General features: G+C 67.8%; 7 protein-coding genes and 1 tRNA gene. 6 read left to right on the forward strand and 2 right to left on the reverse strand.

Features of this window, described 5'->3' with window-relative positions:
* The first annotated feature begins 3 nt into the window (after window positions 1-3).
* Window positions 4-1,098, forward strand: a complete 1,095-nt coding sequence (locus EF834_RS07005) for a metal-dependent hydrolase family protein (protein WP_127946477.1) — start codon at window positions 4-6, stop codon at window positions 1,096-1,098.
* Window positions 1,099-1,208: 110 nt separating this feature from the next.
* Here the strand turns inward: EF834_RS07005 and EF834_RS07010 are convergent.
* Window positions 1,209-1,293: transfer RNA gene (locus tag EF834_RS07010), tRNA-Leu, on the reverse strand.
* A gap of 419 nt (window positions 1,294-1,712) precedes the next feature.
* Here EF834_RS07010 and phnA point away from each other — a divergent pair.
* The 3 genes from phnA to EF834_RS07025 all read left to right on the forward strand — a co-directional run bounded on the left by phnA (window position 1,713) and on the right by EF834_RS07025 (window position 5,310).
* A complete protein-coding gene (gene phnA / locus EF834_RS07015; protein WP_127946478.1) occupies window positions 1,713-3,062 on the forward strand; it encodes a phosphonoacetate hydrolase in 1,350 nt (449 codons plus the stop codon).
* Between the two features lie 73 nt (window positions 3,063-3,135).
* Window positions 3,136-4,551, forward strand: coding sequence for an MFS transporter (locus tag EF834_RS07020; protein WP_127946479.1), 1,416 nt, complete (start codon window positions 3,136-3,138; stop codon window positions 4,549-4,551).
* A 135-nt stretch (window positions 4,552-4,686) separates the two neighbouring features.
* On the forward strand, window positions 4,687-5,310 hold the full coding sequence (locus EF834_RS07025) for a class I SAM-dependent methyltransferase (protein WP_127946480.1): 624 nt from the start codon (window positions 4,687-4,689) through the stop codon (window positions 5,308-5,310).
* Here EF834_RS07025 and EF834_RS07030 read toward each other — a convergent pair.
* Window positions 5,288-5,752 (reverse strand): arsenate reductase ArsC, encoded by a 465-nt coding sequence (locus EF834_RS07030; protein WP_127946481.1) that lies wholly within the window; start codon window positions 5,750-5,752, stop codon window positions 5,288-5,290. The genes EF834_RS07025 and EF834_RS07030 overlap by 23 nt on opposite strands.
* Window positions 5,753-6,376: 624 nt before the next feature.
* Here EF834_RS07030 and EF834_RS07035 point away from each other — a divergent pair.
* Together EF834_RS07035 and acpS are read left to right on the forward strand one after the other, a co-directional pair.
* Window positions 6,377-15,676 carry a type I polyketide synthase gene (locus tag EF834_RS07035; RefSeq protein ID WP_127946482.1) on the forward strand — a complete coding sequence of 3,100 codons (9,300 nt, stop codon included), beginning with the start codon at window positions 6,377-6,379 and terminating at the stop codon, window positions 15,674-15,676.
* Complete coding sequence (gene acpS / locus EF834_RS07040; protein WP_127946483.1) at window positions 15,677-16,090, forward strand: holo-ACP synthase AcpS; 414 nt, start codon at window positions 15,677-15,679, stop codon at window positions 16,088-16,090. It begins immediately after the preceding gene.
* The last annotated feature ends 14 nt before the right edge of the window (window positions 16,091-16,104 follow it).

A 16,104-nucleotide genomic window follows, 5' to 3' on the forward strand; every position in this document is an offset into this window, starting at 1 on the left:
CGCGTGAACTCGTTTCACCTGCGGGGTACTGGGCTGCCCGAAGAGCAGCCGGTCGAGTTGTGGATCCGGAACGGGAAGTTCTCCGACGAGCCGGTGCACGGGGTGCAGACATTGTGCACCGATGGCTGGATCCTGCCCGGCCTCGTCGACGCCCACTGCCACATCGGGATCCGTCACGGCGGTGGCGCCGAAGATCTCGAGGGCGCGCTCGCGCAGGCTCGCACCGAGCGGGACCGGGGTGTGCTCCTGGTGCGCGATGCCGGATCGCCCGTCGATACCCGCTCTCTCGACGACATCGAGGGCCTACCACGGATCATCCGGGCCGGACGGCACATCTCCAGACCCAAGCGGTACGCCCGCGAACTTGCGGTCGACCTCGAGGACGAGTCGCAGTTGCCGGACGAGGTGGTACGTCAGGCGCGCGCCGGCGACGGCTGGGTAAAGTTGGTGGGGGACTGGATCGACCGCGAAGTCGGCGATCTCGCACCGTTGTGGAGCGACGGGATCCTCATCGAAGCGGTCGAGGCCGCGCGCCGTGAGGGTGCTCGCGTCACCGCGCACGTGTTCGGTGAGGATGCGCTGCCGGGCCTGATCAACGCCGGAATCGACTGCATCGAACACGGCACTGGCCTGACCGACACCACGATCGCGATGATGGCTGAACGCGGCACGGCGCTTGTGCCGACGCTGATCAACATCGACAACTTCCCCGAGATCGCTGACAGCGCTATACGATTCCCGATCTACGCCGCGCACATGCGGGACCTGTACGCACGGCTGAACGACACCATCGGGGCCGCCCACGACGCGGGGATCCCGATCTATGCGGGCACCGATGCGGGCGGGCATGTTCGTCATGGCCGGATCGCCGACGAGGTCGCCGCACTCGGCAAGTTGGGCATGACGCCCACGGAAGCGCTCGGAGCGGCGTGCTGGAACGCGCAGGATTGGCTCGGCGGCGGCGGCCTCGAGGCTGGTTCGCCAGCGGATCTGATTGTCTACGAGCATGATCCGAGGACCGGTCCGACAGTCCTCGAGGAGCCGTCGCTCGTGATGGTCGGCGGCGAGGTAGTCACGACGCGAGGGTCGTTCGCCTGACACCGAGCCGCCCGGCGTCGACAGCACACACCTTCTGCCGGGTTCACACCTCCGTTCCACGCACATCACGTGTGTGACGCCCGCAGAAGCTGTGTGCTGTGAGGCTGTAATGGTGCGCGAGGGGGGACTTGAACCCCCACGTCCTTAGACACTGGAACCTAAATCCAGCGCGTCTGCCAATTCCGCCACTCGCGCGAGCGCTCAACAGCCTACGCCACTGCTGGCCGGTCTTGATTGCCGGGACCGCGGGAGCGGCCGGTGGAGCGAAGGGGAGAGGCGGGCGAGTCCTACGGATCGACATCGTGTGACGGCTTCGGACAACCGCGGGGACTCGCACGCCCTCGATGGCAGCATCTTCGGTGAGAAACGTTTGTTCTCAACGGATTCCGGTTTGGCGTGGGGAATCACCTCGCGGATCCTCTGTCGCAGCGGCTAGCCCAGCGGCGAATTGCGGCTGGACACGATGCAAGGCAGCCATAGGTGATTCCACTAGTTTCGGAAAAGTACCTCTTGCGCTAGCTGGGATGTGGGTTCACAGTGGCAAACGACCGGATACGTCCTCGAGGTGCAGTGGCGCGCCGGCCGCCTGTCGCATTTGGTCCGAGGAGGTCCATATGTCCAGATCGTTCAGTGTCAACGGCCGCGAGTACGAGGTATCTGACCTGCCGGTGGTCGTCATATGCATCGACGGCAGTGAACCGGAGTACCACCAGGAAGCGATCGAGGCGGGGCGGATGCCGTGGCTCGAGGCGACGCTGGTGGATGGCGGTACGTACATACCCGCCCACTGCGCAATGCCCGCCCTTACCAATCCCAACAACGTCTCCATCGCTACCGGACGGCCGCCCAAGTACCACGGGATCAGCGGCAACTACATCTTCGACACTGCGACCGGCGAGGAGGTGTTGATGAACGACAAGAAGTTTCTGCGAATCCCGAGCATATTCGCGGCCGCCAACGAGGCGGGTCTCGACGTCGCCGTCGTCACCGCCAAGGACAAACTCCGTCGCCTGCTCGGTGCCGGACTCGTCGAAGAGGGACCGAACCTCGACGGCACTCCCGGGATGACGGTTCCGTCTCGGCGCGGCATCTGCTTCTCTGCCGAGAAGGCCGATGAGGCGACGGTCGAGGCCAATGGCATCGGGGACGTCCTGGCCTGGGTAGATAGGCCACTACCTGCGGTGTACTCGGCCGATCTGAGCGAATTCGCACTCGCCGCCGGTGTCAAGATCCTCGAGACCCGCAAGCCGGACCTGATGTACTTGACCCTGACCGACTTCATCCAGCACAAGCACGCGCCCGGCACCGAGGTCGCGAACGCCTTCTACGAGATGATCGACCGGTACGCGAGCGAACTCGATGCGCTCGGAGCCATCGTCGTGGTTACCGCAGATCACGGCATGAGCGCGAAGTCGCTGACGGATGGCACTCCGCGGGTCATCTTCGTCGAAGACGAGGTCAAGCGCATTCTTGCCGGGCTCGGCGCATCACCCGACGGCGTCCGGGTCATCCTGCCGATTACCGATCCGTACACCGTCCATCACGGCGCGCTCGGCTCGTTCGCGAGTGTGTACCTGCCGGCGGGGGCCGACGTCGATGCCGTCTCCAGGGGACTGGCGGGCATCGACGGCATCGAGGCCGTGCACGAGCGACAGGAGGCGGCCGACCGCTACGAGCTACCCGCAGATCGGATCGGCGACCTCGTCGTGTTGGCCGAGAAGAACACCGCAGTCGGAAGATTCGCAGAGTGGCACGATCTGACGCAGCTCGACGCGCCGCTGCGCTCTCACGGAGCACTCGGCGAACTGAAGATCCCGTTCGTGATCAACCGGAAGCTCGAGCAGCCGGAACCGGTTGACACCCACCTCGGTGACGGAACGGCTCGCATCCACAACTACGACGCGTTCTGGGTCGCGACGACCGCGCTGAGCCGTCGGCAGAACACCCACACCACCCCTGTGTGAATTCCCGCTCGCGACAGTTCCCCTCGCGACACAGCATGCTGCTCGCACTGCTGACAGCGTCCGGTGACCGCATATGACCGTCAACGACTCCGGTATCGCCCACCCGGTAACCGACACCAAGTTCCGTGGCCTGCAGTGGCGCATGTTGCTCGCGACCATGTTCTGCTACGCCTTCTTCTACACCGGTCGACAAACCTTCGGGTTCGCCATTCCCGGAATCGAGGCAGAGCTGGGACTGAGCAAGGAAGTGCTGGGGGCTATCAGCGGACTGTTGCTGTGGACTTACGCGATCGGTCAGATGATCAACGGAAACATCGTCGACAAGATCGGTGGCCGGCGGGTGATGACCGCGGGATCGGTGCTGTCCACGATCTTGAACTGGGCGACCAGTTTCGCAGTCGGTCCGTTCACCCTGGGCGCGGCATGGGCCGCCAACGGATATGCCCAGGCGATGGGGTGGACTGCAGGCGGACGGGTCATCTCGAACTGGTGGCCGCCGAGCGAGCGTGGCCGAAGCTTCGGTTTCTATACGTTCGCCGGCGGCGTGGCCTCGGTGGTGGCCTACCTCACGTCCACAGTCGTCGTCGACGTACTCCATTTGGACTGGGAGTGGATCTTCCGCGTTCCCGTTCTGCTCATGTTCGTCGGCGGAATCGTCTTCTTCCTGGTGGCCCGGGAATCTCCAGCGAGTGCGAAGATCGTCCCGCCCGAGCACTTCGTCGAGGAGTTGGCCGTCGAGCACGACGCGGTGACGAGAGGCAGGGTCACGAGAAGCAGGAGCGCGACAGGCAGGGTCACGAGAGACACAGCCACGGAAGGCAAGACCGATAGACCCGAGGGCGAACCCCCCGAGCAGTCGTCGCTGTCGGAGTCGTCGCTGTCCCGGTACATCCGCGTCCTGTCCAACCCCCGGATCTGGTCGACGGGGATTGCCATCGGATTCCTGAATGCTGCCCGCTACGGCCTGCTGACCTGGGTGCCCGTGTACTTCCTCACGACAACCGTTGGAGGCCGAGGCGGCGGCTCGGTCAACCCGATCTGGACCTCCGTTGCGCTGCCCACAGGCATGGCGGTGGGAGCCCTGGTCAACGGCGAAATATCGGACCGATTGTTCGGTTCTCGTCGTGACCTGCCCATCGTCGTGTTCACCGGCATAGGGGCCATCGCGGCGATCACTATGTACGCCGCTCCGCTCGGTCTCACGGCGGGGATGATGGTGCTCTTCCTGACCGGTTTCTTCGTGTACGGCCCTCAGTCCTCCTTCTGGGCCCTCACTGTCGACATCTCCGGCATGGAGATCGCCGGTACGGCGATCGGAGTAGTGAACTTCTTCGCGTATCTCTTCGCCGGCGCGGTCTCACCGATCATCGGGTACGTCATGGACGTGACCGGCCAGACGGCTTACATCTTCCCCATCGTCGCCGGGTGCTGTGTCCTGAGCGCGGCGGTAACGCTGACGATCCGCCATCGTCCGCAATCCGGCGTCTGAGGAACGAGTCCACATTTCCCTACTCTCGTCGAATCGGCATCACTGCCGGGGTTGCTCGTGAAACGGCGGGGTGCCGCCCCTGTGAAGTGTGGGATGCTGGACGTGAGACCAAGACCACTGTGGGGGGAATTTGTGATGGGGTTCTACGACGATCGGATCGTCCCGCGCCTAGTGAACATGGCGTGTGGGATGTCCCTGACCAAACCGTTCCGTAGACGAGTGTGCGCCGACCTGCGCGGCCGCGTTGTCGAAATCGGCTTCGGGTCGGGTCTGAACGTCCCGTTCTACCCATCCACCATCGAGTCGATCAGTGCCGTCGAACCAGCCGACCTCGGCTGGAAACTGGCGGCCAAGCGCCTAGCAGCCTCCACGGTTCCCGTCGAACGAGCCGGACTCGACGGGGAGTCACTTCCCTTCGAGGACAACACCTTCGACACAGCGCTGTCCACGTGGACGATGTGCACCATTCCCGACGTCGACGCCGCGCTGCGCGAGGTACGGCGCGTCCTCAAACCCGGCGGCACCCTCCACTTCGTCGAGCACGGGCTCGCCCCGCACGAGAAGGTCCGGCGCTGGCAGTACCGGCTCGAGCCGATCCAGAAGGCCGTAGCCGGCGGCTGCCACCTCACCCGCGAGATCCCCGCCCTCGTGCGGAATGCGGGCTTCGAGATCCAAGACCTCGACACCTTCTACGAGGAGGGCACCCCGAAGTTCCTGGGCGCCCTATCTCTTGGGGTCACCGCACCGGTCGAGAAGTGATCGACGAGCGCGACTGTGTCGAGGCATTGCGTGTAGAGAGCTGTGAGGTCAGTTCGGTGATGAGAGCTTCGACCCTGGCTTTGATCTCATCGCGGATCGGCCGGACGGCTTCGATGCCCTGGCCGGCGGGGTCCTCGAGTACCCACTCGAGGTAGGACTTTCCGGGTAGAACAGGGCAGGTGTCGCCACAGCCCATCGTGATGACTACGTCCGACGCGCGCACAGCGTCGACGGTGATGATCTTCGGGGTCTGATCGGAGATGTCGATGCCCAACTCGGCCATCGCCTCGACCGCGGCCGGGTTGACCTGGCCGACCGGTGCACTGCCGGCCGAGTGGACCCTGATTCGATCACCGGCCAGGTGAGTCAGGAACCCGGCTGCCATCTGGGAGCGGCCGGCGTTGTGGACGCAGACGAACATCACGCTCGGTGGTGTAGACATCGGTTCGGACTCCTTCACGAGCGAAGACGTCTGTGAGTGCCTGACCGGAGGCTACACCGGAACCAGCCGCCGCCCCGTGTTCGCGAGTAGCCCGACAGATGACCACCATTGCGCGGCAGCGACACGAAGCCCCGAGACACGAAGCCCCGATGATCAGGCTGGCTCGATGGCCCAGAGCGACGTCGGTCGAGTGCGTGCCGGCGTCTTCGTTCGTGGTGACGCACGCCGGGGTCCGGTAGTCAAGATGATCACGAAGTTATAACAATCAACATGAGGATTTCCTCAGGTTTGTGGACGTCCAAGCATGCACGCTGACCCGCGGAGACCCGGTCTACTGACGGGTCACTTTCGGACGAATGTGTGTCCAATGTCACTCGATACTCGCTGGTAGGAAGGGGGCCACGGCAAAAACGTGAGGAACCCCTCATGATTCTGTGCCAACCTCGGGGTGCCCGGGTTCGCTGCTTTGAGGCGTGCTCGAGAGGTGCCGCGGGCGTCCCGAGATGTCCCGGATGTCGTCCGGAGATGTCTCCGGGAATCGCGGAATCTCTCGTCTGACTCAGCCCCGGGGCGACCGACCATGACCCATCCAGCGTTCGGAAACCAGGAGAGGACACAACTTCGGTGACGATCGACGACACTGCAGGAAACGGACGAACCTCGAAGGATCACAGCCGGATCGGCGCGGAACGTTCCGCGGTGCGGCCGGCCGCGCAGCGGCCGCTCGTAGACCGGTTGCGCGCGGGCGAGCCGTACGCGCTCGCATTCGGTGGGCAGGGTGCTCCCTGGCTCAGTGCGCTCGCGGAACTCACCCGGGACAGCGGTCTCGAGCCTGCGCTGACCGAACTCGTCAACGAGGCTGCCGCCATCCTCGAACCGGTTGCGCAAGATCTGCTCGTCGTGCGTCCCGTCGGCTTCGACCCGATCGCGTGGATCCTCGAGCAGGAGCTTGCCGAGGACGATGCCGCGCTCGCAGGCCCGTCCGCGGCCGCGCTCACCTCCGCGGCGGTGTCGCTGCCGGGCGTGTTCCTCACCCAACTCGCCGCGCTGCGTGCACTGCAGCAGCAGGGGCTCTCGCCGGCCGCCACCGAGCCTGTGGCCACTATCGGTCACTCGCAGGGGCTCATCGCCGCGGCGGCCGTTCACGGCGGTGGTGCCGCGGACGGTGCACTGCTCGCGGCCGCTCAGCTCATCGGTGCCGCCGCCAGTCTCGTCGGTCGCCGCCGTGGGGTCATCGCGGCCGCCGACCGTTCACCGATGCTCGCCGTTTCCAACGTCGACCCGGAACGTCTCGGTGCGATCGTCGCCGAGTTGGCCGAAGGCGTCGGTGAGGAACGTGCCGTCGTCATGGCAATCCGCAACGGGCGTCGTCGCGTCGTGCTGTCCGGTCCGCCCGCGCAGCTCGCTCGCGTGCAGAAGGGCTGTGAGCAGATCGCCGAGGAGGAGACCCACGCGCGGGAGGCCAAGTCCCGTGGTGGCTCTGCGTTCTCACCGGTCTTCGAGCCGCTGTCGGTCGAGGTCGGATTCCACCATCCGGCGCTGCGAGAGGCCGTCGACATCGTCGGTGGCTGGGCATCCCGCTGTGGCCTGGATGCCGATCAGGTACGTGCGCTCGCACAGGGCGCCCTCGTCGATCCCATCGACTGGGTCGACGCCGTGGAGGGCGCGATCGAGTCCGGCGCCGCGTGGATCCTGGATCTCGGCCCTGGTGACCTGCTCACCCGAATGACCTCCGCGACGCTGCGTGGTCAGGGCGTGGGTATCGTCGCCGCCGCCACCCGTGGCGGCCACCGCAATCTGCTCACCCCGGGCGCCGCTCCCGAGGTGTCGCGTGCCTGGGCCGAGTTCGCGCCCAAGGCCATCGAGCTGCCCGACGGCCGCGTTGCGGTAGAAACCGCCTTCACCCGCCTGACCGGCCGCTCGCCGATCCTGCTCGCCGGCATGACCCCCACGACCGTTGACCCCGCCATCGTCGCGGCCGCTGCCAACGCCGGCCACTGGGCCGAACTCGCCGGCGGCGGCCAGGTCACCGAGCAGATCTTCGCCTCCCACGTCCAAGAGCTGAAGGGTCTGCTCGAGCCGGGTCGTGCCGTCCAGTTCAATTCGCTGTTCCTGGACCCCTACTTGTGGAAGCTGCAGGTCGGTGGCAAGCGCCTGGTTCCCCGCGCCCGCGCGGCTGGTGCACCGTTCGACGGCGTCGTCGTCTCCGCGGGTATCCCGGAACTCGAGGACGCGGTCTCGCTCATCGACGAGCTGACCGAGGCAGGCTTCAGCTACGTCGCGTTCAAGCCGGGCACCGTCGCGCAGATCCGCTCGGTGATCCGCATCGCCAACGAGGTGCCGGACTTCGCGATCATCGTCCACATCGAAGGCGGTCGCGCCGGCGGGCACCACTCGTGGGAAGACCTCGACGACCTGCTGCTCGACACCTACGCCGAGCTGCGCAGTCGCGACAACCTCGTGCTGTGCGTCGGCGGCGGTATCGGCACTCCGGAGCGGGCCGCCGACTACCTGACCGGACGCTGGTCCAACGCATACGGCTTCCCCGAGATGCCGCTCGACGGCATCCTCGTCGGCACCGCCGCGATGGCGACACTCGAGGCCACCACCTCGCCCGAGGTCAAGCAGATGCTGATGGACACCCCCGGCACCCCGGACTGGGTCGGTGCGGGAACTGCTCAGGGCGGCATGGCGTCCAGCCGCAGCCAGCTCGGCGCCGACATTCACGAGATCGACAACACGGCGTCGCGCACAGGTCGTCTGCTCGACGAGGTCGCCGGTGACGCCGAGGCCGTCGCTGCCCGCCGCGACGAGATCATCGCCGCGCTCGACGTGACCGCCAAGCCGTATTTCGGCGATGTCACGTCCATGACCTATCAGCAGTGGTTGCGCCGCTATCTCGAACTTGCAGTCGGCGTCGATTCCCCGCAGGCGTTCGACTGCGGCGGCGACGTCCAGGACGCGATCGCCGACGCGACCCGGTCGGTGTGGCTGGACGTCTCGTGGCGGGACCGCTTCGGTGAGATGCTCCAGCGTGCCGAGGCGCGCCTGCACCGCAACGACCGCGGTCCGATCCGGACGTTGTTCGCGGACTCGGCCACTCTCGAGCGGCCGTTCGCGGCGCTGTGCGCGCTCGAGGCCGCGTACCCCGACTACGCCACCACCCTCCTGCACCCGGCCGACGTGCCGTTCTTCGTCTCGCTGTGCAAGACTCCCGGCAAGCCGGTCAACTTCGTGCCCGTCATCGACGGTGACGTACGCCGTTGGTGGCGTTCGGATTCGCTGTGGCAGGCACACGATCCGCGTTACAGCGCCGACCAGGTCTGCATCATCCCCGGCACCGTCTCGGTCGCCGGTATCAGCCGGGTCGACGAGCCTGTCGGTGAACTGCTCGACCGCTTCGAGAACGCCACGGCCGACGAACTGGTCGCCGTCGGCGCCACCCCGACCCCGGTCGCCGGGCGTCGCCACGGCGGCTTCGGCACCGGCCTTCTCGACGCCGTCCTGACCGCGCCCGACGTGCTGTGGGCGGATCGTCTGACGCGGAACCCGGTCCGCCGTCTCGGTGAGGTTGCCGAGTGGACCATCGAGTCCGACAGCGTCGCGAGCCACGACAAGACCGGAGCCCGCCTCGTCGTCACCGACGACGAGCACGTCGACCTGACTGTGCCGCTCGCGCTGGACAAGACCGTCGAGATCCGGATCACCGTGCCCGCCACCGTCCTCGACGGCGGCGCGCCCGTGATCACCGCCGCCGATGCCGAGGAGTCGATGGCCGCTCTGCTCGGTGTGGCCGCCGGCCAGGAGCTGCCCCAGGTCAAGAACGGTGTCGCGCACATCAACCTGGCGTGGACCCCGGACCTGACCGCCGACCATGCCGGTGTCACCGGCGTCGGCCTGCCCCAGACCCTGAGCACCAGCGGCGAGGCCGTACCCGACGTCGTCGTCGGCGCATGTTGGCCGGCGGTGTTCGCGGTGCTCGGCGCCGCGACCACCGAGTCGGGCGTGCACGTCATCGAGGGCATGCTCGATCTGGTCCACCTCGACCATGCAGTGCAGCTGGTCGGCGAACTGCCCACGGAGACCAGCATTCTCGTGGTCCGGGCCGAAGCGGGTGACGTCGTCGATACGGACATCGGCCGTGTCGTCGAGGTCCGCGTCGAGGTCGGCGCAATGCTCGGGGAGGGGCTCGAGGCCCCGGCCGTTGCAAAGCTGGTGGAGCGCTTCGCGATCCGCGGCCGCACCGGCAAGGGTGAGCTGGCCGACCCGGCTCGCGCCGGTGGATCGCTCAGCGCGGACGTCGCGGAGACCCCGCGTCGCCGGCGCCGCGACCTCAGCATGGTCGCGCCGCGCAACATGGCCGCGTTCGCGCGTGTCTCCGGTGACCACAACCCGATCCACACCTCCGACGCTGCGGCACTGCTCGCCGGCCTCGACGGCCCGATCGTCCACGGCATGTGGCTCTCGGCCGCGGCCCAGCAAGCCGTCGCCGCCACCGACCCCGACGCGGGGGTGCCGGCCCGCCGCCTGACCGCGTGGACCGCGCGCTTCCTCGGCATGGTCCGCCCCGGCGCCGAGATCGACGTTCGCGTCGATCGTGTCGCCACCGATCGCGGTGACGAGATCGTCGAGGTCGGCTGCCGTGTCGACGGCGACCTGGTGATGGTCGCGACCGGCCGTGTCGCCGCCCCGAAGACCGTGTACGCCTTTCCGGGCCAGGGGATTCAGCGTTCGGGCATGGGCCTCGACGCCCGCGCCCGCAGCAAGGCCGCCCGCGAGGTCTGGGAGCGGGCCGACAAGCACACCCGTGCGGCCCTCGGCTTCTCGATCCTCACCGTCGTCCGCGACAACCCGACGGCGGTCAAGGCGCGTGGCGTCGAGCATCGTCACCCGGACGGCGTGCTCCACCTGACGCAGTTCACCCAGGTCGCGATGGCGACCCTCGGTGTCGCGCAGGTTGCCGAGCTCCGCGAAGCCGGCGCCTACGTCGAGGATTCCTACCTGGCCGGTCACTCGGTCGGCGAGTACAACGCGCTCGCCGCCGTCGCCGGAGTGCTACCGCTCGAGGCGTTGCTCGAGGTGGTGTTCCAGCGTGGCTCGGCAATGCACGAGCTGGTACCCCGGGACGCCTCTGGTCGTAGCGACTACCGCATGGCCGCGATTCGCCCGTCGCAGATCGGTGTCACCGACGACCAGCTGCAGGCGTTCATGAGTGAGGTCGGGGCTCGTGCCGGCGAGTTTTTGCAGATCGTGAACTTGAACCTCAAAGGTTCGCAGTACGCGATCGCCGGAACGGTCAAGGGCCTCGAAGCGCTCGAGCGCGAGATCGAGGTCCGCCGTGAAGCTTTCGGTGGCAAGCGCGCGTTCGTCATGGTGCCCGGCATCGACGTGCCGTTCCACTCGACGGTGCTGCGCGACGGCGTCGACGACTTCCGAGCCAAGCTTGCCGAACTGCTGCCGCACGAGATCGAGCCGTCGCTGCTGATCGGCCGCTACATCCCGAACCTGGTGCCGAAGCTGTTCAACCTGGGCCGCGACTTCGTCGAGGAGATCGTCGACCTGGTGCCGTCGGAGCCGCTGCGAGCGGTGCTCGCCGACTTCGATAGCTGGGCCGAGCGCCCGGTCCAGCTGACCCGCGTGCTGCTCATCGAGCTCCTCGCGTGGCAGTTCGCGAGCCCGGTCCGCTGGATCGAGACGCAGGACCTGCTGTTCACCGACCTGGCCGACGGTGGTTTGGGCGTCGAGCGTTTCGTCGAGATCGGCCTGGGTGCGACCCCGACGGTGGCGAACCTGGCATCGCAGACGATCAAGCTGCCCGAGCACACGAACGCCAAGGTCGAGGTGCTCAACATCGAGCGCGAGGCGTCGATCGTCTACAGCACCGATGTCGATCCGGCTCCGGCAGAGGACGAGCCGGCCGACGAACCCGAAGTCCCGGCCGCGGCCGCTCCTGCGACGCCCGCTCCCGCGGCGGCCCCGGCCACGCCGGCCGGCGGACCGCGCCCGGACGACATCGCGTTCAAGGCCGCTGACGCGACCAAGGTGCTCATCGCGCTGTGGACCAAGCTGCGTCCGGACCAGATCGGTCCCGCCGACACCATCGAGGCCCTCTGCGACGGCGTGTCCTCGCGCCGCAACCAGTTGCTCGTCGACCTCGGTTCCGAGCTGTCACTCGGCGCCATCGACGGTGCCGCCGACGCCGACATGGGCTCGCTCTCCGTCACCGTCGACCGTCTGGCCCGCACCTACAAGCCGTTCGGCCCGGTTCTGACCGACTCGATAGGAGACCATCTGCGCAGGGTGCTCGGGCCGTCGGGCCGGCGGCCCGCGGCGATCGCGGATCGGGTCAAGAAGGTGTGGGAACTCGGTGACGGCTGGGTCCACCACGTAACCGCGGAGGTCGTGCTCGGAACGCGTGACGGCTCCAGCGTCCGAGGCGGCGAGATGGGCGGTCTGCACGAGGGCGCGCTCGCGGACGGTGCCGCCGTCGACGCGCTCGTCGACGCCGCCGTCCAGTCCGTCGCGAATCGTCGCGGTGTCGTGGTTTCCATGCCGGCTGCCTCCGGCGGCGGGGGAGGAACCGTCGACGCGGCGGCACTCGGAGAATTCACCGAGCACATCACCGGACGGAATGGCGTGCTGGCCTCGGCCGCGCGTCTGGTCCTCGAGCAGCTCGGTTTCAGCGAGCCCGCGGCCGCCGTCGCGGCAGAAGACACCGCGCTCGTCGACCTGGTGTCGGCGGAGCTCGGCTCCGACTGGCCACGTCTCGTCGCGCCGGTGTTCGACGCGGCGAAGGCGGTTCTGATAGACGACCGCTGGGCCACCGCCCGAGAGGACCTGGCGCGTGCCTGGACCGGCGAGATCGACCTGACCGTTGAGCATTTCGACGCCGCCGGCGCCGCGGTGGCTGCGCACGCCAAGTGTTGGCAGCAGCGTGCCCGCAAGTCCGGACGCACGACGCTGGGTGAGGTCTACGGCCGCATCGCACAGGTCGCGATCGCTCCGGTCGAGGAGACCGGGCAGTACAGCGCTGAGATCGCCGTCGTCACGGGCGCCAGCAAGGGTTCGATCGCCGCGTCCGTCGCCGCCAAGCTGCTCGGCGGCGGCGCGACGGTGGTCGTGACCACCTCACATCTCGACAGCGAACGCCTCGGTTTCTACCGCACGCTGTACAGCCGTAGCGCCCGGGCCGGTGCGGCCCTGTGGGTGGTGCCCGCGAACATGGCGTCCTACACCGACGTCGACGCGCTGGTCGAGTGGATCGGCGGTGCCCAGACCGAGACCGCGGGCGGCGCCAGCAAGCTCGTCAAGGAGCCGATGACCCCGACGATGCTGCTCCCGTTCGCCGCACCGAGGGTGGTCGGCGATCTATCCGACGCGGGTTCACGCGCCGAGATGGAGATGCGGGTGCTGCTGTGGTCGGTGGAGCGCCTGATCGGCGGCCTGTCGCAGATCGGCCACGACCGGGACGTCGACACCCACCTCCACGTCGTGCTGCCCGGTTCCCCGAACAGGGGTCTGTTCGGCGGTGACGGTGCGTACGGCGAGTCCAAGGCCGCGCTCGACGCGATCGTCGGCCGGTGGTCGGCCGAGCGCACGTGGGCCGAGCGGGTCACGTTGGTGCACGCGCTGATCGGTTGGGTGCGGGGCACCGGACTGATGGGCGGGAACGACCCGATGGTCGAGACCGTCGAGGCCAAGGGCGTACGCACGTGGTCGACCGACGAGATGGCCACCGAGCTGCTGCGCTCGTGTACGTCCGACGTCAGGCGTGCCGCCGCGAACGCACCCCGACTAGTCGATCTCACCGGTGGGCTCGCCGACGCCGACCTGGACCTGGCGGCCCTGGCGAAGGAGGTCGCGGAGGCGGCCGAGAACGACAGTGAGGCGAAGGACCGTGCCGGCGTGGACGCGAAATCCATTGCCGCCCTTCCTGCTCCGCCGCGGATCCTCGACGAGCCGGCCACGCCCTCGTGGCGCGAGCTCGACGTCGATCCGGCTGACCTGGTCGTCATCGTCGGCGCCGGTGAACTCGGGCCGTACGGCTCGGCGCGGACGCGATTCGAGATGGAGGTCGACGAGGAGCTGTCAGCCGCCGGGGTGCTCGAGCTCGCGTGGGCCACGGGACTGGTGGCGTGGGAGAACGATCCCGAGCCCGGCTGGTACGACGTCACCTCCGGCGAGTTGGTACCGGAGGAGGAGATCGCCGACCGCTACCACGATGTCGTCGTCGACCGCTGCGGCATCCGCACCTACGGCGACGACGGTGCGATGGTCGACAACGCTGCGCCGCTGCTGACGTCGGTGTTCATCGACAAGGACCTGTCGTTCGTCGCCGGCTCCGAGGCCGAGGCGCGCGCCTTCGTCGACGCCGACCCGGAGAATACGGCCGCCGCGGCCGACCCGGACAGCGGCGACTGGACCGTCACCCGTAAGGCCGGCACCGAGATCCGCGTGCCCCGCAAGCTGAAGCTCACCCGCACTGTCGGCGGGCAGATCCCGACCGGGTTCGACGTCACCAAGTGGGGCATCCCCGCCGACATGGCGGGATCCGTGGACCGGGTTGGCCTGTGGAACATCGTCACCACGGTCGATGCGTTCCTCTCCGGTGGTTTCACCCCGTCCGAACTGCTGCGTTGGGTGCACCCGGCCTTCGTCGCGAACACACAGGGCACCGGCATGGGCGGCATGAGCTCGATGCGGTCGCTGTACATCAACACGCTGCTCGGCGAGTCCCGCGCGAACGACATCCTGCAGGAGGCACTGCCGAACGTCATCGCGGCGCACGTCGTCCAGTCGTACGTCGGAGGCTACGGCGCGATGGTGCACCCGGTCGCGGCGTGTGCCACGGCCGCTGTCTCGGTCGAGGAGGCTGTCGACAAGATCAAGCTCGGCAAGGCCAAGCTGGTCGTCTCAGGTGGTTTCGACGACCTGGGCATCGAGGGCATCGTCGGCTTCGGTGACATGTCGGCGACTGCCAACTCGGACGAGATGGCAGCCCGCGGAATCGATCCGAAGCGCTTCTCCCGGGCCAACGACCGTCGCCGTGGTGGCTTCGTCGAGTCGGCCGGTGGTGGCACGGTCCTGTTGGCGCGCGGTGACCTGGCTCTCGAGATGGGCCTGCCGGTGCTCGGTGTGGTCGCGTGGGCGGGCTCGTTCGCCGACGGCGTGCACACCTCGATCCCGGCCCCCGGCATCGGCGCCCTCGGCGCCGGTCGCGGAGGCCAGAGTTCGCAACTCGCGTCGTCGCTAGGCGCGCTCGGAGTCACCGCTGACGACATCTCGGTGATCTCCAAGCACGACACTTCGACCGCGGCGAACGATCCGAACGAGGCCGAACTGCACGAGCGGCTGGCAGCGGCCCTGGGCCGCAGCGAAGGCGCCCCGCTGTTCGTGATCTCCCAGAAGACGCTCACAGGTCACGCCAAGGGCGGCGCCGCGGCATTCCAGCTGATCGGCCTGTGCCAGGTCCTGGGTCAGGGCGTCGTCCCGCCGAACCGCAGCCTCGACTGCGTCGACGACAAGATGGCCGAGTACCAGCATCTCGTGTGGCCGCGTACCCCGCTGCGACTCGGGGACCGGTTCCCGCTCAAGGCCGGCGTGCTGACCAGCCTCGGCTTCGGTCACGTATCGGGCCTGATCGCGGTGGTGCACCCGCAGGCCTTCGTCGAGTCGATCCCGACGGATCAGCGCGACGAGTACCGGGCGCGGGCGCGGCAACGCACGATCGACGGGCAGCGGCGCCTCGCCGCGGCGATGTGCGGCGGAGACAGCCTGTACGAGCGTCCTGCGGACCGCCGCTTCGGCGGTGACGCCGTGCCGAGCGAGGCGGCTCGCGAACTCGAAGCCGGCGTGCTCCTCTCCGAGGAGGCTCGTCTGGGCGCCGATCACGTGTACAGCACCGGTAAGCCGGGGTGCCGGTAGATGGCGATCCTGGGTATCGGGTTCGACGTCGTCACGATCTCGGAGTTCGGTGAGCAGCTGAAGCGTCCGGGTACCGCGATGAAGTCGAGCTTCCGTCCGGCCGAGCGTCGGTACTGCGAGTCCCGCAGTACCGATCCGGCCCGGCACTATGCGGTCCGGTGGGCCGCGAAGGAGGCGGTGATCAAGGCGTGGGCTGCGTCGCGATTCGCCCGCCCGCCCGCGGTCGGGGACAACGCCTATGTGCTGGTCGAGGTCGTCAACGATGCCTGGGGCCGGCCCAGCATCAAGCTGCACGGTGAGGCCGCCGAGTTCCTCCCCGGGGCGAAGATCCACCTGTCCCTGACCCACGACGGGGATGTGGCGGGCGCGATGGTCGTCGTCGAAGAACCTGGCCCGATCGAGCCCATCGGCTGATCGGGTACCCAAGG

The sequence above is a fragment of the Rhodococcus spongiicola genome (assembly GCF_004011835.1).
In the GTDB taxonomy this organism is placed as follows: domain Bacteria; phylum Actinomycetota; class Actinomycetes; order Mycobacteriales; family Mycobacteriaceae; genus Prescottella; species Prescottella spongiicola.

Bases quoted from the DNA above. Each gene is read 5' to 3' on its own strand.
- phnA (WP_127946478.1), top strand. From the start codon at position 1,713: ATGTCCAGATCGTTCAGTGTCAACGGCCGCGAGTACGAGGTATCTGAC.
- EF834_RS07020 (WP_127946479.1), top strand. From the start codon at position 3,136: ATGACCGTCAACGACTCCGGTATCGCCCACCCGGTAACCGACACCAAG.
- EF834_RS07025 (WP_127946480.1), top strand. From the start codon at position 4,687: ATGGGGTTCTACGACGATCGGATCGTCCCGCGCCTAGTGAACATGGCG.
- EF834_RS07030 (WP_127946481.1), bottom strand. From the start codon at position 5,752: ATGTCTACACCACCGAGCGTGATGTTCGTCTGCGTCCACAACGCCGGC.
- acpS (WP_127946483.1), top strand. From the start codon at position 15,677: ATGGCGATCCTGGGTATCGGGTTCGACGTCGTCACGATCTCGGAGTTC.